General features: G+C 74.4%; 1 protein-coding gene (cut by a window edge). It reads right to left on the reverse strand.

Going from position 1 to position 22,081, the window contains the following annotated elements; translation table 11 throughout:
- A protein-coding gene (locus IEZ05_RS23145) for a scabin-related ADP-ribosyltransferase (RefSeq protein ID WP_189232132.1) crosses the window boundary here: on the reverse strand, positions 1-22,081 show its 3' portion. Its footprint extends 20,138 nt past the window's final position; the window shows 22,081 of its 42,219 coding nt (coding positions 20,139-42,219); its start codon lies beyond the right edge, outside the window — the gene reads right to left on this strand; its stop codon occupies positions 1-3.

The raw sequence follows: 22,081 nt of genomic DNA on the forward strand, positions 1-22,081 counted from the left end.
TCACCCGTCCCCGTGGCGCGGCCCGCTCCCGCGCGGCCGCTGGTCCGGGCGGCGCGGCTCCCGCACCGCCCAGTCATCGCCGTCGCCGGGGGCGTCCGGGCGGTCCGTGTAGGTGATCCGGGGCGTACCGTCCCGGGCGCTGTCGAGGCCCACCGGCCGCGAGGACGCCCAGACCCGCCGGCCCGTGAGGTCGGCCATGCGCTGGGCCAGTTCCCCGTCGCCCTCACCCGCCGTGCCGGACAGCAGCACCAGTGAGCTGTCGCGTCCGATGCCGGCGAGGGCGGAGCCGTCCGCCAGCAGGGAGGCGAGGGCGGTCTCGTCGAATTCGGCCGGCCCGCCGTCCGCCGCCGGGCGCGATGCCAACAGGTACGGGGTGGCGGCCTCTTCGTAGGCCCAGGTGGGTACCACCGCGGTCTCCGGGTCGGCGGCGCCGGAATCGCCCTCGATGTGCTCGAACACCTCGAACGGCACCGGGCCGCCCTCGGTCACGGCGACCACGCGGACGTGCTCGACCCGCCCGGAGGGCAGCGGCCGGAGGTGGGAGACCGAGCCGTCCGGTTCGAGGATCTCGGCGCGGACCGGGACGTCCAGTTCGTGTGCGATGCCCTGGACCAGGCGGTCGACGGCCTCCACCGAGGCCGGGACGGCGTCCGGGAAGCGGGCCGGCGCCGCCCCCTCCCCGGTCAGCCCCCGTCGGGCCTCGTCGACCTCACGGACCACGTCGGCGACGAACTGATCCCGCGGGCGGCCGGACTCCCGGGGGACCCGGCCGTCGTCCAGCATTCGCCGGTATCGCTCCAGGGCCTCTGGCGCCGGGTGGTCCGGGGCGGCGGTCCGCGCCGCGTCCAGGTCCACCCGCAGCGTGTCGACCGCCCACCTCAGCACGGCCCGGTGCGGCAGGTCGGCCAGGCGGGCCCGGTCCAGGGTGAGCACCACCGCGTCGAACGAGCCGTCCGTCCGGGGCCGGGCCGGACGGAACGGCGTACGGGACCTGGCCCCCGCCGCCTGTGCGGCCGCGGCCCAGGACGCGGACCGGATCCGCCGGGCCACCGACTGGTGCAGCCGCTCGGCGGTGATCCCGGGGTCGCCGGCCACCGCCACCACGATGTCGGCCAGGTCGTACCGGGGCGCCCGTGCCAGCTTCGCCCCGGCCGCCTCCGCGTCCGCCTCCGTGGCCCGCGGCAGGGGCTGCGCGGCCTGCCTGGCCAGGAGTTCCTCGACCTCCGGCTCGTAGAGCTCCGCGTAGACATCGCCGCTGAAGGCGTCGCTGCGCAGCAGCCGCGTTCTGGAGCCCGCTCCCAGCGGGCCCTCCTCGACGAGTTCGGCCTCCAGCCGGTAGCGGCCGTGCAGCACGATCAGGAAGACCCGGCCCTGCTGCTTGATGTGCTGCTCGCGCCGGTAGTTCTCGGTGCCCGCGTCCGCCGTGCCGCTGCCGGTGGTCCGCGACGCCCCCGTGTCGCCTCCGCCGGTGGACGGCGGGAGCGACTGGCCCGGCGCCGACTGCGCCGGGTCGGGGACGTGAAGGGTGCCCGAGCCGGAGACACCCGTACTCACGGTGGGGCGCCAGTGGTCGGTGCCGGAGCTCGATGTCGTGCCGCTCTGGTGCTTGGTGTAGCGGCCGGCTCCGGTGCCCTCGACCGGACCGACGACCTCCAGGTCGAACAGGTCTCCGGTCAGCCAGAGCTTGGCGTGCCGGGACGGGTCGCCCGGTACGAACAGCATGTCGGTGAGCAGGTAGCGCCGGCCCGCCGACGCCTCGGCGAGATGGCCGACGATCTGCTGACGGTTCATCACCTGGTGGATGCCGGCGTTGGTCCGGGTCCGGGCCCCGTCCGCCCGGGGGCCGAACATCCTGGTCATGAGTTCGAGGGCGGCCGGCAGTCCGTCGTCGAGCAGGGCGCCGGTGATGTAGGCGTCACCGGGCAGCGCGGGCAGCGGTCGCGGGTCGTGGGCCGGCTTCCGGCCGTTCGACGGACGGAACTCGGCCAGGCCGCGCGGCACCTGCAGCTCCATGCGGCCCCGGACGCTGTTGACGGCGGGGGCGGACCGGGTGGGATCGAGGTTGCGGTACCAGCCCGCCAGCAGGTTGTTCAGCGGTCGTCCCGCCATGTCGAGCCGGGTGACCTCGACGGTGACGGTGTGGTCGGCACGGAGCAGGTAGAGCCCGTTCCAGCTGTAGACGGTCTGCTCGGTGGTGGCCGTCCCGGCCTGGCTGACACCCTGGTGGCGGGCCTCCCCCACGGCGAGGCTGCCACTGGCCGAGCTGTTCGGCCCGCCCCCGCCGAACTTGCCGGCGCTCACCCCCAGGGCGGTGTCCCGGGAGGTGCCGGTGCCCGTGCTCACATAGCCGTGGCCGTACACCTCCAGACCGGCGCGGGGCCGGAAGCCGAACACCTCCGGTTCGGAGTCCAGGGTGGCCCTCAGGTTGATCCTGACGATGTCGGCGAGCAGCCAGCCGATCGGGTTGACCAGGTAGACCGTCTGGCCGTTGGGGGACAGCAGGTCCTCCCAGGAGGGGTCGGTCAGCATCGCCTGCAGGGCGTTCACCGAACCCTGGACACGCCCGATCCTCCGCCCGTCCCCGGTCCACATATCGCTCTGCGCGGCCAGCAGTCCCGGCGCGGTCCGGTCGACCTGCTCCCGCACGATGTCGTAGACCGACCCGTAGCCCCGTTCGAACGTGACCGAGTGGATGCCGCTGTGTCCCAGGAAGCGACCGCCGGGGTCGCGGCGGGTCAGGTATTCGGGAAGCCCGGTGCCGGGGAAGAGTCCGCCCTCGGGGTCCCGCAGCTCCAGGCCGAAGCGGGCGCCGAAGTCCGCGCGGATCTGCCGGTCCGCCACGGGCAGGGCGCCGTTGTCGTGCAGGCGTGCCAGCAGCGCGGCCAGCTCCGGGCGGGACACGGTCAGTTCGTCCAGGGCGTCCGCCGCCGCCTGGTCCGCCGCGGTGAGGGGCCTCGGGCCGTGCGGGTCCGGCACCTGGCCGGCCCAGCGGGCCAGCACGCCCGCGACCGTGTCCCCGCTGAGCCGCACCTGCCCGGCGTACCAGCGGTTCAGTACGTCGACGAGCTGCTCGTCGGCGACCGGGACGTGGCCCGCGGCGTACTGCTCCAGCGCCTCGGGTTCGGCGAGCAGGTAGAGCATGGTGCGGCCCGCTACCCGCTCGTTGTGCGAGGCGTACGAGTCCGGCACGAGCTTGGCGTGCTTCTCCAGGCGGCCGGTCACCTCGTAGTCCACCGAGGTGCGGAAGAGGTACGCCCGGGTGAAGCTGAGCTTGATCTCCTCCTTGGCGCCGGTCCGCCCCGAACTGGCCGACCGGTTCCACTGCCGGCTCCAGGAGGCGTCGGCCCCGCCCTGGAGCGAGCCGTCGCCGTCCGGCGTGGCGCCGCCGACGGACAGGTCGGCCGGTACCGCCCTGATGCCGCGCGAGGTGCTGGCGCTGCTGTTGGTCTGGCTCATCCAGAGCGTGATGGCGCCCAGCACGAAGGGGTCCTGGGTGACGCCCGCGAAGGACGACGGCCCCATCTGTCCGCTGATGTCCACCGCACCGTGGGAGTCCCGGAAGAAGCCGCTGGTGAAGAACTGGTCGGTCGTGTACCGGCGGCCCATGACGGCCTTCAGGTGCGACCGTATCTGCATGGTGCCGGTGAAGGAGGCCAGTTCCTGCACCGCCCCGCTCTGCGGCCCGGAGACCAGCTCGCCCATCGCGCGCGCCGCCGCGCCGTGCAGCCCGGAGGCGTCCACGTGGAAGATCACCGCGCGGTCGAGGACCGAGGCCGGGGTGGGCCGCGTCCACGGGACGGGGGGTGCCGGCGGTTCGTCGATGGGAGGGAGGTAGGCGATGGCTTCCTGGCGCAGCAGCCGGATCGGCTGCGGGTCCCGGGCCCCCGGCCTGACGCGCCCGGCGGCTCCGCTGTGCTGCAGTTCCAGGGTGACGGTGTAGTCGCTGAACAGGGTGAACCGCCGCAGCAGCCCGGTGAGTTCCAGCAGTTCGGGGTGGTTCACGAGGAAGGACACCCCGTCGCTGCGTCCGGCCGAGACACTGGCCTCCACGCCGGTCGACGCGCCCTTGAGCTGGTGCAGGCGCGCCTTGAAGTTCAGGCCGAGCGTCAGCTTGCGGGCGACGCCGCTGGACATGCCGGCGGTGTCCATGCCCATGGAGAGGTTGACCGCGGCCATGTCCTCGGTGGTGCCCTCGAAACGCGGCGCGAGGCCCTCGGACGGCTGGGCCCGGAGGGTGATCAGCACGGCGTCGTGGTCGGCGTCGATCCCCAGGGCGCCCCGGGGAAGGTCCAGGACGAGCCGCATACCGGGTTCCTGGTGCAGCGAGTCGTGCCAGGAGTCGAGACCGCGTGAGGAGAAGAACTTCCTGAGCGCCTCGTCATTCTTCACCTGGACGTCCCGGACGTGCGCGTTCGCCCACCAGTGGCCGCCGCCGGTGAGCGGCACGGTGGCGTCGGGCGGCAGGAAGCCGAGCCGGCGCAGTTCCCGCGCCGTCTGCCCGTACAGCCGCCGCCCCGTCTCCTCACGGACCTCGACCACACCCATGCCGATGCCGCGTCCCTCGCGGACGAAGGCGGGGGCGTCCAGGTGCGCGGGGTCGCCGGGCCGGCGCCCCGTGCCCGGGAGCAGGTCCGCCGCGTAGCGCACGAGGCGGCCGGTCGGGCCCTCGTGGACGGTCACCGTGCGCTCGGCCGGCTCCGGTACGCGGCCCGCCGCGCGGTCGGCGGCCGTGACCGGGGTGGCGCTCAGCGCTTCCTCGTCCACCGGCAGGCCGTGCCGGAGGGCCTCGCGCTGCGGCACCCGTACGACGCCCTCGCCCGGCACCTCGGGCGTGCCGACCGGTTCGTGGCCGCGGACCGCCGAGACGGCGCTGTGGGTGAACTCCAGCAGGTACGCGTTGGTGGGACCGACGTGGCGCGGCACCACGACCCACAGACCGGTCCGGCCGGCGCTGACGGTGTCCGAGTTGGACCAGGTCAGTGCGAGGCTGCCGCTGATGCCGAGGCCCAGTGCCGGGTCCTGGAACGGCGTCGGGACCAGGTTGAGTTCCACCGGCAGACTCACCGTGGTGGAGTTGCTGAGGGTGTGGCTGCCGCCGGTGCCGTCGATCGCCGTACGGACGTTCTCGATGGGGGCCTTGTCGCTGGTGGTGCCCACGCGGACGGCCCCCGGGCGCCGCCTGGTGTGCACGCGGACGGTCGCCGCCGGTCTGCCGTACTCGTCGTGCAGCGTGAACGGGTAGCCCCGCTCCGGGTCGAGGGCCGCGTCCAGGTGTGATTCGAGGTTCCACAGTTTCTGGAGCAGTTCCTGGCGGGTCACGCCGCCGACCGGGAGCGCGAGCCCCTGGGCGCGCACGGCCGCGCTGATCCGGTCGAACAGGACGGGCAGGCCGGTGAGACCGGACGCGTGGTACATGGCGGGCAGCCGGTGTTCGAGTCCGCCGGTACCGACGGCGGTGACCTGCCGCGGAGCCTGCTCCAGGTAGTGCTCGGGCAGGTAGAGCAGCAGCCGACGGTCGTCCGCGGTCTCCACCCGGGTGGCTTCGATATCGGTCCAGTCCCGGTCCGCTGCGGTGCGCAGGCGCACCGTCCAGCGGGCCCGGTAGGCGATCATCCGGGAGTCGCTCTTGGCCGACAGCACATGGCCGCCCTCGGCGTCGCCGACCCAGTTGGTCGACCGCCGGGAGGCGTTGGCCGTTCCGGAGACGCCGAGTCCGGCGCGGAGCACCTGGAACACCCCGGGGGCGACGCCGATGCCGTACGACATCGTCAGCGCGCCCCGGGTCGCGCCGGTCGGGCCCGAGTGGGAGCGGACGAACGCACCCGTCAGGTAGGAGGAGTTGACGGCCTCGTTGGCGCGGAACCGTCCGTCGGCCGGCTCGTCGGGCACCAGCTCCAGCGGCCCCTCCTCGGGAATGGTCTCCAGCACCGTACGGTCGCCGGGGCGGCTCCCGCGCCCCGGGGTCCCGCGGCCGGCACCCGGCTCGGTGACCCGGCCGGGCGTGTTCGCGGGCCCGGTCCCGGGCGTCCCGTCGACGGCCGTGCGCGCCGTACGGCCGTCGTACAGGCCGGCCGGTTCACGGACCCCGCGCGGGTCCTGGGGATCGAGGGTGATCAGCGCCTCCACGCCGCCGAGCGGGACCATCAGTCCGTCCACCGCGTCCGCTGTCGGCGGCACCATGTAGCGGTAGTTGCTCAGCAGGCGCTGCGGCAGGGCGTCCCACAGCGCCTGCGGCACGCTGTGACCGGCCTCCTCCGCCAGCCGGCGCAGGGTCCGGATCACCTCGGGCAGGTGCGGCAGACCGGCCCGGGGGATGCCGATGGTGCGGGCCGCAGGGTCCACTTCGACGGGCTCTCCCCACGGGGAGACGTACACCGGTCCGAGTGCGGCGGGCCGGTCCGCCGGCCGCGGCTCGGACGTCTCCGTTCCCGGCGCGGGCGGCGTCGCCGTGTCGCTGGCCCCCCCGGACGGTGCCGCGTCCGTGTCCACGGTCTCCGCGGCCGACGCCGCCGTGTCCGTGGTCTGCCCGCTCCGCGCGGGCTCCTCCCACGGGTCGGTGCTCCGGGTGGCGAAGGCCGGCACGCCGTCCGGGTGTTCGGCGTCGAAGAGCCGGAAGCCGGATTCCCGAGCGTCGACTGCTGCGGGCGGGGCGACCTCGCCGAGCGTGCCGGCGGCCGGGTCCAGCGCCAGGCCGCGGGCGCTGGCGAGGACGGGCGTGCCGAGGGCCGCGGCGAGCTCCGCGGCGTGGCGGTCCGCGCCCGCGCCGATCAGCAACGGGGAGAGTCCCGGCACGGTGGCGTTCAGCAGCGCGGCGAGCGCGTCCGTGCGCACCGGCAGGCCGTCCACCGTCAGCCGGCCGTCGCCGTCGTGCGCCCCGAGGACCACGACCGCCGCGGGCGGGAGGAGATCCGGCAGCCGCTCCATCGCGGCCGGGCCGATGCCCAGTTCGGCGGCGGTGACGCCGGGCAGGGCGACGGCGAGCCGGCGGTCCTCGTGCCACACCGTCCGCGATCGCTGCATGAGGGACTCGACCGGGGGTCCCTCGGCCGGTTCGGCGGCCCCGGCGGCCGAAGCCTCGGCCGGCACTGCCGCGCCGGTCTCCCCGACCGCCTCCCCGGCCTCCCCGGCCACCTCGGCCGCCGCCGGGCCGAACAGGTCCGGCAGCAGGTCCGTCAGTCCGCCGGCCAGGTTCCCGTCGGCGTCGACGGGCAGCATGCCGACCAGACCGTCCGGCACCGACACCCGCAGGGTGCGGACGGGTCCCTGGACGATCACGTCGAGGCCGAGGCTGTAGTAGTCGAACTTGCGGCTGGCCTCCTGGTTCTTCTCGTCGACCTGGCTGATCTCGCCGCTGCGCTCCTCACCCGTGCCGGTCTCGAACTCCCCGTGGAACCGCTCCACCAGGTGGTCCTCGTGGTGCTCGCCGGTGCTGCCGCCGGCCTCCGGGCCGAACTCGAACTCCCAGCCGCCGAAGCGCCCGGCCGCCCTCTTGGGGGCGTCGTCGTGCTGCTGGTAGCGCCGTGCCTTGAAGGCGGCGCCCTTCGCCAGGACGCGGGCCCCGGTGAGGACGAAGCGGACCGTGACCTCGCGGTCGCCCACCGGGACGCGGTAGGTGCCGTTCAGCAGCTGGTCGATCCTGGGCCGCAGCACGTTGCCCGAGGTGCGCAGTTCGTAGCTCTGCCCCTCCGGGGTGGTGAAGTCGATGCCGGGCACCTCCCAGACCCGGTCCCGGCCGAGGTCCGGTGCGGTACGGGAGGGGAGGGCGGCGAGCTTCGCCCACCGCTGGACGGCGGCGGCGGCCGGGACGTCCCACGGGTGGAACTGGTCGAGGAACTCCTTGGGCAGCGGCGCGACGGCGGTGTTCCCGGAGTCCCACCTCGGTCCGTCGCCGAGGGACGGGGCGGCGACCGGGGACACCAGGGCGGCGGACGCCTCGGTGGTCAGGTGGGCCGGCACCAGCAGGCGGACGGCGCCCCAGACCTGCTGCGCCGAGCCGTCGTCGTACCAGTCCCACCGCTTCTTCCCGTACCACAGCCGTGCGGCCCCGGCCTCGCGTCCGAGCAGCGACCCCACACCCATGACGGTCCGTCGCAGGCCCCGGGAGGCGGCCGCGAGGAACTCGGGCAGTTCCGAGGTCTGGCCCAGCTCGACCCGGAACCGGACCTGGTGCTCGAACTCCACGGAGGAGTCCCGGGTGGAGCCCCGGTGGATGTCGAGGACGGTCCGGCTGTTCTCCTGCGTCTCCTTGCGGCCGGTGCGGTACGAGGCGCCCATGCCCAGACCGCCGTAGGCACCGCCGGTGCCCACCCGGGCCCGGACGATCGCGCCGCCGCCGCCGTGGGCCGACACGGACTGCTCGGTGCTGTCGCCGCTCACGCCCTCCCCGCGCAGGGTGAGCCTGACCTCGGGCCGCCGGCGGTGGCTGTGCGCGGGCTCCACCTCGCTGACGGTGACCCGGACCACCAGGTAGTCAGTGCCGCCGCCGAAGCGCGCCAGCGGGAACACCCGCCACCGGTCCTTGCCGCCCACCAGGCCGGTGAACTCGGTCTGCAGGTTCTCCGACGACAGGAAGGCCCGCAACTGCCGCCTCAGCAGATCGCGGTGCGGATCGTCGTCGCCGCCGCGCAGGACCCCGCGCCGGCGCAGCCGGTCGAGGACGCTCGGCAGGACGCCGTCCGCCCTGAGCACCTCGGGGTGCGCGGCCGTGGCGAGCAGGCCGGAGTCCAGGTAGGCGCGGGGAGTCAGGTCCTCGTCCGGGGGTGCCGGCAGCAGTCCCAGGTCCTCCGCCCTGCGCCGCGCGAGGAGCAGGTCGAGGGCGCCGACGGCGGTCGTGGAGCCCGCGGCCTGCCGGCGGTCCCCGCCCCGCCAGGACACCGCGACCGCCTCGACGTCGGCGTCGAGCAGGATGCGCCAGGCGCCGTCGTAGGTGGACCGGCTGATCTCCACGCTGCCGAAATCCGTGCCCTGCCCGGTGGACCAGGAACGGCCGAACTCCGCCTCCGCGAGAGCGGTGATCCTGCCGGTCGTCCCGCCGCCGTGGTCGTCCCCGAGCCGCGCCTGCGGGCCCACGCCGCCCGAGACCCCGACGCCCGACTCCCGGGACAGCTCGGCCCCGGCGGCGGTCTTCGCCTGGAGGTAGTGCTCGATCTCCACGCGGTCGGCGGCCTCGGGGAGGCGTCGGGGCTCGGGCACCCGCAGGCGCAGCCGTACCTCCTGCTTCCGGCCCTGGCGGGTGGTCAGCAGCACCTTCCAGCCCTCGTCGCCGACGAGTTCCGCGAAGTGGGCGTCGAGGGAGCGCGGGCTGGTCAGGTCCAGCAGGTCGGCCGGCCAGTTCGCCGGGTTCGCGGCCCAGTCCCGCGGCAGACGGTTCACCTCGGCGTAGAGCTCCGCGACCAGCCGGGTCAGCTGCGGCATCGCGGCGAACGCCGGGTACATGCCGGCGGTTCCGGCCTGGTGGAGGGCGAGCCGGGGCGAGCCGTCCTCGGGCCGGGGCCCCCTGGTGACGGTGCCGTCGCGCATCGCGGCGACCTCGTCCGCGGTCACCGGCGCCGCGGGCACGTGCTCGCGGGAGAGCGCGATCTCGGCGGTGGTGCTCCCGTCCTCGCCGAAGTAGGCAGTCGTGTCGTCGATCCCGGCCTGCCAGATCACCCGGTAGAGGCTGCGGTCGATGGGGCCGGAAGTCTCCATGCGGTTGTAGTGCTTGTTGTTGCCGGTGAGCTTCTGGGTGGCGCCGCGACCACGGCTGCCGTGCAGGCGGATGCCGCCGGCCTGGAGCCGCATGACACCGCCCAGGGACACCCGGGCGCCGCCGCCCAGGGACGCCTCCCCCGTCCAGCGGACGCCCCGGTGACTGGTGAAGGTCTGCCCGGTCGTCGTCCGCGCGTTCAGGGTCATGGAGCCGGCCGCTTCGCGGTTGTCCAGCCGTTCCCGCAGGTGCGCGCGGACGGCCAGCCGGACCTTCCGGCCGCCCAGGGTCACCTCGTGGCTGTAGCCGTGCATCAGCTGCGCCAGGTCGGTGGAGAGCGCCGGCACGCCGAAGAAGACGCTCAGTTCCCGGTCGACCGACGACCAGTCGACGCGTCCGGTCCCCGGCCGCGCCGCGAGGGCCCGCAACCGCGTGCCGAAGTGGTCCACGACCTGTTCGGCCCCGGGCAGCGACAGCAGGACGGCGAAGCCTGGACCCCGGCGGGCGGCGAGGTGCGGCGGTTCGCCGGGCTGGGGCGGCAGCGGCTCGTCCAGTTCCGCCGGCCGGGGGGCGGGCGCGGCCTCGGGAGGCCGCGACGGGAGGCCGGCGAGGCGGAGCAGTCGCATGACGTTCGGCTGCTCGCGCACCGGTACGAGCGGCTGCTCCCGCCGGACGACCACGCCCACCGACTGCTCGAACTGCCGGGCGCCCCGCCCGTCGGCGCCCATGGGCACGCCGACCTCTCCGACGACGCGGCCCCGCACGGTCCCGAGCGCCGGGTGGCTGGTGGAGGCGAAGTCGACTTCCAGCTCCATCGACACGTCGTAGCGGGCGTGGTCCCCCTGCTCGTTGAGCACGTAGTGGTTGACCGCCTGCGTCGCCAGCGACATGCCGGTGGACCGTGACGGGTGGTACGACAGGCCGAGGAAGGGCGCGACGCCCTTGCCGCTCCGGGAGGACGGGCCGCTCTGCCCGACCGCGAGCCCGGTGGCCTCGCTGTCGGTGAAGTCGTTGCTGAAGCCGTCGGTGAGGCCGAACATGTTGAAGCCGATGCCGTAGACGGCCGAGCTCGCCACGTCCCGGGAGATCGCCGCGGACCGGCCGGAGCCGAGGTCGTCGCGGACCTTCACGCCCGCCGTGACGCCGACCAGCCGCGCGGAGGCGATGCTCAGCCGCACCGTGGGGTGACCGGAGAACGATGGGGGGAGGGCGGCCGGCCGCCGGCCGGCCGCCGCCGTGCCCGCGGCCCAGACCGCGTCGGTGATCCGGCCGGCCGTCTCCGGGGCCAGGCCACGGCCCTCCAGGGCGGCTCGCAGAGTGGGGCCCACCCGGTCGCGCAGACCCTGGACGCCGGGGAACCCGTGGGTGGCGTGGACCCGTTCGACGGCCGTCTGGAGCAGGCCGCCGACCTCCTCGACGTGGGACGGCGACAGACCGGCGTCCTGCGCGCCGGTCCGCAGCGCCCTGTCCATCGCGGCGCGGGCGGCGCGGAGCGCGACGGGCCCCCGCCGTACCGTCGCGGCGGCCGCGGTGATCCGGGTGCCGACGTCACCGGTGGTCATCCACCAGTGCGTGCGGTTGCGCGCGCTCTGCTCGTTGACCTGGACCTGGGTCCTGCGCACGACGTCGGCGACCGCCGCGGCGTCCAGCCCGGCCGCCAGCAGTTCCCGCTGGAGTTCGGCGATCACGGGGCCGGGGTCGAGCGCGTTGAGGATCGGCCGGGGCGGGGCGGTCCGGCGGGCGGACCCGCCGTCCTCCACCGGGGACGGGGCCGGCGGCTCGGGCGGCAGGGTACGGCTCGCGGTGTACGCGGTGGGCACGGAGACGCCCAGGGCCACGGGCACGGTCACCGCCGAGGAGTGCTCGAAGCCGTCCACGTACACCCGGAAGCCCAGGTCCGCGTCGAAGCGGCTGGAGCCGTCCACGAACAGCTTGCGTCCGCTGATGACGTTGCGGCCCCATTCGGCGGTGCTCGTCCTCGACACCGCGCCCCCGAAGAACGGCAAGCCGGGCACGACCGCGGACGCCGCCGCGGAAGCGAGGTTGAAGGCGCTGAAGAGCTTCGAGTCCCAGCCCCCGCCGCGGCTCCGCTCCGACGCGCCGCCCGCCTTGGTCGACGCGAAGCCGACCTCGTACGCGCGCACCGGCCGCTCCGGCTCCCCGGCCGCCGGTTCGGGGCGCACCTGGCGCAGGGCGGGCCGGATCCACACCAGCCTGTCCCGGCTGACCAGCAGCCGGCCCTTGAGGAGGAGTTCCTTCCACTCCTTCGGATCGGTGGTCCCCAGCATCGCGCGGACGGCGGCACGGATGTCGTCCCGGAGCTCCGGTACCGGCACGGCGCCGGCGATCGCGTGCAGCGGCTCCTCCGGTACGTCGGCCTGCCGCGGGGCGCGGTGCACGGTCATCTCGCCGAGGGCCCCGCGGTCGAGGTACCAGGGGTGCTGCGGGGCGGGGGCCGAGGGGACGTCCCCTGCCTGTCCGGTCTCCCCCGTCTGCCCGGACTCCCCGGTGCGTGCGAGCGGCTCGGAGGGGCCGGCGAGGGTGCCCGGTACGGCGTCGGGGGCGACGGGGCCGGACGCCGGGGCGCCGGCGGCGGTGTCCGGGCCGTTCCGCCGGAGCCTGCGCAGACGGATCGCGTGCGGGGCGGCGCTGCGGGGGCCGGGGCCCGCCGGGGGGCCGGGGACGGACGCGTCGCGGGCGGCCTCCGCCGCCGGAGCGGTCGCCTCGCTCACGGTCGCCGGCCGTGCCGGGCTCGGGGTGCGGGGCGGGACGGGCCCGGAGTCCGGGAGTTCGGCGTCCGCCGACGCCCGCCGGCCGCTGTCCGCTTCCGACCGGTCCGTCCCGTCGGCCAGGTGCAGATCGAGGAACTGCTGCCGCTTGTCGAGCGGCACGTAGAGGGTCATCGCCTCGCCGGTGACGGTGTGCACAACGTCCCGGACCGGCCTGCGCATGAAGTCGAGGAGCCGTCCGGGCAGGGTGCCGTGCTCCACCGGCAGGACGTTCTCCGCGTGCCACTCCAGGTGCCACTGGATCTCGTCGGCGTGCAGCCGGGCGAACTCCAGGCCGCTCGCCTTCTCCCCGCTCTCCGCCATCAGCCGGTCGCCCGACGTTTCGGCGCCCCGCCGGCCCTGGGTCTGGCCGACCAGGCCCAGGCCCTCGAAGACGTTGTGCGTTCCGGCCGTCGGCGTTCCGGCCGTCGGCGCGTCCAGTTGCTGGGTGATGCGGGCGGACGCGGTGGCCCGCACGGCGCGTGCGGCGTCCCGGTCGCCCCACGCCTTGGTCGCCGAGCGGTGGATCCTTCTGCGGACCCTGGAGTCGAGGACCACGTCGGAGTGGTGGAAACCGGTCGCGTGGGCGGTCACCCTGAGCGTGCCGGTGACGTCGAAGGCGGCGCCGGGGATCGTCAGCTGGTGTTCGACGCCGTCCTGGAGGGCCTGCCAGATCCACTGGCTCAGGTAGGCGTCGCTGAAGACCGTCTCGATCCTGCTCCGGACCGCGAAGAGCCCGCCCTGCCAGGAGTTGGCCGCCGGGGAGACGCCGTCCAGTGGGTGCCGCCCCGTGAAGAGGGACTCGGCCGCCTCGCGCAGGCCGCGCAGGTCGCCGAGGCTGCCGAGCACCGCGTCCCGCAGGAGGCCGGGGGCGAAGCGCACACCGAACGGCTTCGTCGTGGGAGCGTGTTCCGTCGTGGAGGAGCGCTCGACCGGGGAGGTGGGCGCCGCCTCGGCGATCTCCCCGGGGTAGGCCAGCCGGAGGCCCGGCAGCGCCTCGGGGCCGATGGTCAGCCGGCGGGAGCGGCCCATGACCGGCCCGGCCGCCGGGGCGACGGGTCCGAGCAGCGACGCGGCACCGGGGAGTCCGCTCGTCAGCGCCGACGAGAGCTTCACCGTGACCTCGACGTTCAGGTCGTGGTCGCTCTGCAGGAGCGGTATTCCCTTGTGCCGCAGGACAGCCACTTCCCAGTGCTCGTCGCGGCGGGACTGCCGGGTCCGGTCGGTGGTGGTCCCCGCGAGGGTGCCGGTGGTGATCGCGTCACGGTTGAGGTTGAACGGCGAGGTGGTCGCGACCGTGTGGGTGCCGGTGATCTGTGCGGACCGCGTGGACACCGACTGCAGCGCCCGGTGCGCGGTCTCGATCAGGACGTTCGCCCGGTCGGCGTAGAAACGGGCCGCGGTCGGGCCCGCCGGGCTCGGCTCCCCCAGACTCGCTCGGAAGGTGATCTCCATCATCGAGGTGGCGACCGGCGTCCGGTGCGGCACCGCGATCGTCACGCCGGTCAGCAGGGCCCGCAGCAGGGCCGCGGTCCCGGTCGGCGACGACAGCAGGCGCAGCGGACCCGCGGCCGCCTCGGCGTACGAGCGGCCGAACTCCCTCTCCAGTACGGGGGCGACCTCCTCGCGCACGAACCGGCCCAGATCGGGGACCTGGCGCGCGAAGGCCAGGTCCAGGCCGTCGTTGCGCAGCACGCTCGACGGAGGGTAGATCCGCTCGGACTCGGCATCCTCCTGCCCGGGTGCGGCGGACGCCTGCGGATGGTCCGGCGGCAGCAGCCCGAGCCGGACCGCCTCGTCGGCCGCCGTGAGCAGGATTCCCGGTACGGTCAGCTGCCGTGACACGCTCCGCTGGGCGTGTCTGCCGGTGTGCAGGGCGTTCTCCGCCGTCACCGGCAGCGGGGTGTCCGTCCACCGGGTGACCTGGAAGTCCAGCCGGACCGAGGTCCGGGCCAGCACGTGGTCGGTCACGGCGATGGCGATGGAGTCGGCCCGGCCGCTGCGCTCGGTGGAGTGGGTGGCCGGGGTGTCCCGGCCGAGGCGCAGGCCGGGGGTGAGGCGTACGGAGTCACGGCTGCCCGCCCGGAACATCGCCTCTGTCCCGACCCCTCCGGCCAGCTGGCGGTTGCTCGCCGTGGTGCTCCGGCCCACCCGGGCCGTCTCGCCCGAGACGCCGAAGACGAAGGAGTTGCCGCTGGCGCCGATGAAGGCCGCTTCCTCGATCGTGGCCCGCAGGCTCACCGACACCCGCTGGGTGCCGCCCCACCAGGTGCGTCCCAGCGAGTTCGCCGGCTCCCACAGGGGGTGATGGGCGCCGTGGAAGTCGCGCAGCCGCGCCGGAAGTCCGTGCAGCAGGGCGCGCAGCGCGGCGTGGTCGGTCGGGTCCAGCCTGGTGACGCCGAGTTCGGCCAGCGCCTCCTCGACGGCCGACAGCGCCCTGCCGACCGCGACGGTGTGCAGGGACTCGTGGGGCACCCAGGCGTCCGGCTCCGGCCGCCAGGTCAGATCACCGCCGATCGCCTCCCGGACCGCCCTGCGCACGCCGCCGGAGGGTTCCTGGACGGTCTCGACGTTGGGCACCCACTCCGTGCGGCCGTCCCCGACCCGTTCCTGGAGGAGGTCCTCGGGCGCTATCAGACGGGTCGTCACCGTCACGGGTTCGCTGTCCAGCACGCGTGGCTGCGCGCCGGATTCGGATTCGGGTACGGGTACGGGTACGGGTACGGAGACCGGCAGGGTGCCGGTGAGGTCACGGAGCGGATAGCTTCCGGGCATCCGGAGCACGTCGGTGTCCGCCCCGGTGTCGGGATCCTCCTGCGCTCCGGGGGCCGCCGCGCCCGGGCGCAGGTCCTGCCGCACGCTCACCCGGAAGGTGACGGACCCGGTGAACTCGGCGAGCCACTCCTGGACGAGACCGGTGGTGCGCCGCGCCAGGACTCCGCTGTGTTCCACGGAGCTGCGGGTCGCGTTGAGGCCGCCGGTGACGTTGCCCCAGAGGCCGGAGAGGCCGCCCAGCGGCTGCCGGGTCCCGGCGGAGAAGTCACCGCCCAGGCCCACCACGGTCGACCGGTCCGTCGTCACGGTCAGGTCGTTGAACGCCTGCTGGAAGGTCTCCATCTCGCCCTGCAGGCTCCGCCGGTAACGGAAGTCGGCGGGGTCGAAGGTCGCGTGCACGGTCACCAGGACCTGCTCGGGCCCGCGCGGGGTGCTCTTGGTCAGCACCACGGTGTGACCGCCGTTGACCATGGCGTGCAGCAGTTGGGGGACGCCCTCCGGGCCCAGGGCGCCGACGAGTTTGGTGTGGTTGCCGAACTGCTCCAGACCGTCCTTGGTGGTCGGCCGCATGGCTTCGTCGTCACTCGCGTCGGCGATGTCGGCGGCCACCGGCAGCGAGACGGGCGGCAGATAGCCGTCGAAGTTGGCGCGCACCAGCCGCAGGGCGTCGTCCAGCACGTCGTTCAGTCCGGGGGCGTCCAGGTCACCGACCCAGAACGTCACGGGCAGCCAGTCGGTGAAGACCTCGGGAATGGTCAGGTGCCGCTCGGCCGTCCGGGCCAGCCGTTCGCTGTCGTGGTCGTGACCGTTGCCGTGTGCGTCGTGCGCCTGCGCGACGCCCAGCAACGGCAGGTCCGCGGTGAGCACCCGCAGCTGTACCGTCACGGCCGCTGCCGACCGCTTGCCCCGGGCCGACTCGACCGTCACCTGGCCGGCGAGCCGGACCAGCGAGGTCTCCTCATGGGTGAGGTTGACCTTCTGCCCCAGCCCCGCGCCCACGCTCTGACCGGGCCGGGTGTAGCCCACCGTACGGTTTCCGGAGACCGTCAGGCCGGCCCTGACCTGGGCGGAGTCGCCGATGTTCAGCGCGCCGCTGATGGTGTCGCCGAAATCCAGCCGGTCCCGGCCGGTGGTCGCCGTGCCCGTGAAGGCGACGTACGCGTCCTCCACCTCCATGTGGGAGAAGTGGTCGCTCGCCACGACGACCTCAGGGTCGGCGAACACCGCGCGGAGGGTGACTCTGTCGCGCGTGCCGCCGTCGAAGACCACCGGTGACTGGAAGGCGCCGCCGGCCGCGTCGTGCAGGCCGGTGAGGAGGCTCTGGACGGAGGTGAAGGCGGTCAGCTCGGCGGCGGACTCCGAACCCGGCCTCGTCAGCGCGGGGTCGACCGCTTCGAAGACGGCCCGGCGCACCGCACCCGCCCCGGACAGCACCTCGATCCGGGACAGGCGGGGGATCGTCACCGCCCAGGGCGACAGGTCGGGGACCACAGGGAGGTCGTCCGGGCTCCACGGCTGGTCCTCGCCGTCCTCGCTGTTCCCGGCCTCGGTGCCACTGCGAACCGTGACTTCGCCGCTCTCGGAGGACCGGCTGGCGGGGCCGGTGCCCCCGACCCGGGACCCGGAGTCCTCGTCGTCGGGTTCGTAGTCGCTGCCCAGGGCGATGACGTCCCCCGGCAGATCGGCCAGCAGCGCGGCCGTGGAGGCCTCGTGTCCGCCCGTCCGACCGGCCCACGCCTGGGAGGTGGCATGGGACGTGCCGACCTCGGAACGCGGCAGCGATCTCGTCACCTCCCGGCTGTACCGGACGAGAAGGGCGTGCTCGACCACGTCGTGCCGCCGCTGGGTCTTCGCTCCCGGGCGTCGGACGGTGACCGCGAGGCCCACGTCCGTGAGGAAGTCGACCCCACGATAGGACGTGCCCTTGCTGCCCCGGGAACTGAGAGCCGTCACCCCGGCCGTGGTGGTGCTGGTCGTGGCGTGCCCCGACCACACCCCGCGGACGGCGTTGCCGATGGAGCTGAGCAGTCCTCCGACGACGGACAGTCCCTGGGAGAGGGTGGCTTCCTGGTCCACCGTGTTCATGGTGGACCGCACCGACACGGTCGTCGCACGGCGGTCCGTGATGAGTTGCGGCCTGACCTCCCGCGACACGCCGGGCCGCCGCTGCAGGTGCGCGAAGTCCTCCTCGTCCAGGAGCAGTTCGCCGCGCGGGTTGGTCACCTGGATCCAGTCGCCGAGCCGGAGGCCGATCGTCAGCTCGAACGCCTCGCCGCCCCGGCCGACCTGGAGGACGAGTGCGTCCCCGGCCGCCTGGCGGAGGCTGTGCGGCAGCCGCACGGGTGACAGGTGCTCGTCGAGCGCCCGTGCGGCCTGTGCCCGCAGACGGTCCGGCAGCATGTCGGCGACCTGGATGCGCAGCATCCGCAGCACGTCCGGGTTGACCAGCTCCATGCTCTCGGCGCCGATGCCCTGCCGGAAGCCCGCGTCCGTCGCGTAGGCGGGCGGGGCGAAGACCAGCTCCTGGTCGGCCAGGTCCTGACGCTGGTCCTTGTTCAGTGGTTCGGCCGCGGGAGCGGGCGGTGACGACACCGCTCCCCCGTCGCCCGGGCCGCCGTCGCCCGGGCCGCCGTCGCCACGGCCGCCGCCCGGGCCGCTGTCGCCGGGGCCGTCGTCACCGGGGCCGTCACCAGGGCTGTCGTCCCCCTTGGGCGCACCGCCGCCGGGCCTCGCGTCACCGTCGCGGGGCGGGACGTCACCGTCGCCGGGGCGCACGTCGTCCTCGGGCCGGGCGGGGTCCTGCGGACGCGGAGTGCTGTCCGGGCCGGGGGCCGCGGGGTCCTGGACCGGGGTCTGCGGTCGCGCCCCGCCGTCACGCGGCCCGGCGAGCGGGGGTTCCCCGTCGCCGGCGGTGCTCACCACGGGCGCCACGGGCCGGGCCGCGGCGGGGGCCCACCGGCCGTGGTCGAGCCGTACGGCGGGACCGGACCCCTGGCCGTCGGCGGTCGCACCGGCGTCGCGGGACTGCGGTGCCGTCGTCCGGGCCTGCCCGGTCCCGGCGGGCACGGTCCGGGCCGGCGCCGTCCGGGCCGTACCGGTGTCCGGGCCGGCGGGTACGAGGGCCGGGCGGCGCAGCAGCCTGGTCGCCACGGCGACCGCCGTCCGTCCCAGGTCGGGGGACCACTCACCGCCTGAGTACAGCGCCAGTCGCGTCCGGTCCAGGGGCGTCAGGGACGACACCGGGAGCCCGCCGCTCAGGGTCGCCCGGGCCTGCAGGCTGGCGGTCAGCGCCACACCTGCGGCCTTGAGTTCCCAGAGGGAGACCACCGTGTCCGGGGAGAACGCCTCCACATCCTCGGGAACGTCCTCCGCCGTGGCCTCCTTGGCGAGCCAGCTCCGCACCGCCTGGTCCGACGACAGGCCCTCGCGTCCCAGGAAGCCCGGCACGGTCCGCTCGACGGCCTCGGCCAGTTCCCGCGCTGAGCCCACCGTCACGGCCTCGGCGGGAGCCTCGTCCACCCCCACCAGGAACTCCCGGAGACCGCTGTACATGGCGTCCTCGGCCCGGACCGCCGCCACCGGGTTCGCCCGGCCGTCCCGCGGTCCGGCGGGCGCCGCCCCGAACAGCCGTTCCAGGAGCGGAACCAGCGCGGGGACGTTCTCCCGCACCCACGCGGGGCCGTTGTTGCGCGGCCCGCCCGTCCGGGGGTCGTCGCCGTGGTTGGTGTCCAGATAGGAGTTGGCCAGCTGGGCGAAGAACTCCCGCTCGTCGAGGGAGGAGTAGTTCTGCGGAACATCGGCGCCTTCCTCGGAGCCGGGGCGCCGGGCGTACCGGACGCCGTCCGGCCACCTCGGCACCATGAGTTCGACGGGCACGCCCCTGACCGACTCCTCGGCGTCCTCGGCGAGGAGGTCCTGGTAGGTCCGGGTGATGAGCCGCCGGTCGCTCTCCTCGAGGTTGTGGTGCAGGAGATGCGCCACCTCGTGGGTGAACGACGAGTAGCCGTCGGCGTAGTGCTCCTCGGGCCCGACGGAGGTCCGCTCACCGAGCAGGTTCTCCTCCCCGATCCCGGCGGTCATGCCCTCGTGGGCGCCCCGGATCTCGCTCCAGTCGACGGAGTGCGGCTCGCCGGGCCCGTGCGGGAAGTGCCGGAACGCCGAGGTGTCGGTCAGCCGTGCGTCCTTCGGCAGCACCAGTACCCGGGCGCCACCGGTCAGCAGCCGGACGGTGGTGGCCGGGTCCTGGAGCATCCGGGCCAGCTGCCGTTCGGCTGCCTGACGTGCGGAGGCGGGGCGGGAGACGTCCGCCGGGACGTCGACCATCAGCCGTGCCGCGGTCAGCGAGAACTCCTGCGGCGACAGTTTCGCCCGGAGGTCCAGCACCAGAGACCGCTGGGCGGCCAGCCAGCGCCGCTGCGCGTACGGGAGGGTCATCAGCAGTGCGGCCCGCGCGCGTTCCGTCATGCCGGGCAGGGTGATCAGCAGCTCGTCCGCGTCCTCGGGCCGGACGGCCGGGGGGTCGGCCGCCGCCTCGCCCGTCGTCACCGCGATGGCGGCGTCCGGCTGCCCGCCGGTCCGCCGTCCGAGGTTGGGCGCGGCGGACCTGGCGGCGGGCACGGACGCCGGCGCCGCCCGGTCCCCCGCGTACAGGGCCTCGAACAGGGCGCGGAACTCCGCGTCGGTCTGCCGAGGGCGACCGCCTGTGAGCCGTACCAGGTCCTCGATCAGAGCGGCGTCGAACGGCCTGGAGCGTCCGAGGCTCCGGGAGACGTCGCGGTTCAGGCGCGCGAGGCGGGCCAGGTGGCGCAGCCGCTGCGGGTCCCTCGCCGACAGGCCGTGCAGGTCGGTGTCCGTGCGCAGCACCTGGATCATGCTCCGGCGGTCGTCGGCCGAGACGGGCTGCCGGGCGGGCAGCAGCCCGCTGGCATGGACGAGTTGGTCCAGTTCCGGACCGTGCGGTTCGGGTAGGGCGAGCTTCCAGGTGCGGTGCTCCCCGGTCGTCGGGTCGTCTCCCACGCCGAGCCACGGGGCCTCGTCCGCGACGAAGACATTGGCGTTCGCACCGAACACCGCTTGGTCCAAGACGTTCGCCAGGTCCTGGATGAAGGTGGCCGTCTCGCCCGGGCCCTCCGGAGGCGCAGCAGCGAAGCAGACGAGGCCGACGACAGGACGTTCGACGGCGGACTGCATGCGGGAGCCGATGAAAGACCGACGTCGTCGCAGCAGACGTCCTGTCTGTTCCCCGGAGAACCGGACCGTCCGGCCGTCCGTGGTGTGCAGGCCGACCACACCCGGCAGGCCGTGGGCGACCAGAGTGTAGAGCTGAGCGCCATGACTCGCCCAGGGCACGCTGCTGACACCCGTGGCCAGACCGCCCTCCAGGGGCATCGGCACATGTTCGAACACCTCGGTCCGCAGGGCTGGCCGCACGTTGGCCTCGAAGCGGGCGGCGAACTGCTCCTCCAGCAGGGACCAGTACCCGGCGAAGCCGCCCTCCTCGTCCGCGAGCGCCCGTAGCACCAGCTGTTCCGGGGCGAATTCCTCGCCGTCCACGGAGGTGATCGGCCCCGGCACCGGCACCGGTTCCTCGACACCCCTGGTCAGGGTCAACCACTGGCCGGTCATCCGGCCCCGTTCGACCGGCACCCCGATGCGCACCGGACCGTCCGTCCCGTCCTGGTACAGCATCGCGCGCCCGGTGTGCCCCCAGACGCTGCGGCCCAGCGCGTCCCGCACCGCACGCAGCAGACTCAGGTTCGCGGACAGCCCCTCGGGCACGAGCACGAGTACCGGTATGTCCGGGTCCAACCGCGTCAGATTCGGGTCGGAGGCCAGCAGCTCGGCGAACTGGCCGAAGGTCAGCTGTCGTTCGTCACCCGACTCACGGGAGAGCACCCTGATCCGGTCCGCCGAGCCGGGCGCCAGATCCGCGTGCACCAGGTACGGCGCCCGGCGCAGTGCCGGCAGAGCGAGCGGCGCTCCGTCCGGGTGGTACTCGTCCTCGTTGCCGGTCCACGTCAGCATCCGGTAGACCGGCGGCATCTCGGCCACCCGCGGCGCCTGCCACTGGTCCGTGAAGTCACGGCCCACCGGCTCCGCCCCGAAGGTGAGGGCGGACGACCGCACCTGCCCGAGCGACGGCACACCGGCGGTCCGGGGCAGCTCCCCCGGTGCGGGCGGCGCGCCGCGCAGTCCGGTGCCCGTCCGGTCCGCCGCGGAAGGGTCGTAGAAGGGGTTCGGGACGAAGTACACCTCGGACGCGTAGACCCCGGTGCCGGGGTCCATCTCCACGCCCTCGGCGACCTCCACACCCACGATGAACTCGGGCCGGATGCCTCCCGGGAAGGCGACCTCCTCCTCAAGCGCGGCGAGCGGGGAGTCCGGCAGCGTCGCCTGGACGTCCACGCCACCGGGCGCGTCGATCAGGTAGCGCAGGTCCATGCCCCATTCGGGGTACTGTGCGGTCGCCGAACGCGTCGTACTGACCCAGACGGAGGGCGTGTTGGCGCTCTTGTACTCGTCGAGCGTCGGGACGTCCGTGCTCCTCGGGGCGAGTCCGTCGCGGAAGACGTCCTGGTACGTGCTCCAACCGCGGTTGCGCTCCCACCGGAACAGCAGGCTGCGGTCCGTCCGGTACCGGATCGGCCCCGCACCGCCCGAGCGCAGTCGGCCGAGGTCCACCGGGACGACCGGTGTGGCGGCCGAGGCGGGATCCGGCCGGTGGCTGTAGGTCCGCTGCCCGGGACTCGACAGGGCCGCCAGATGTCCGGCACTCCCCTCGATCCCGACGTTCCGCCGCGCGAACCACTCCACGACGTCCGAGGCGCCGGTGTCCGGTGCTTCCTCCTCCGGC

It is taken from the genome of Streptomyces flaveolus, assembly GCF_014648815.1.
In the GTDB taxonomy this organism is placed as follows: Bacteria; Actinomycetota; Actinomycetes; order Streptomycetales; family Streptomycetaceae; genus Streptomyces; species Streptomyces flaveolus.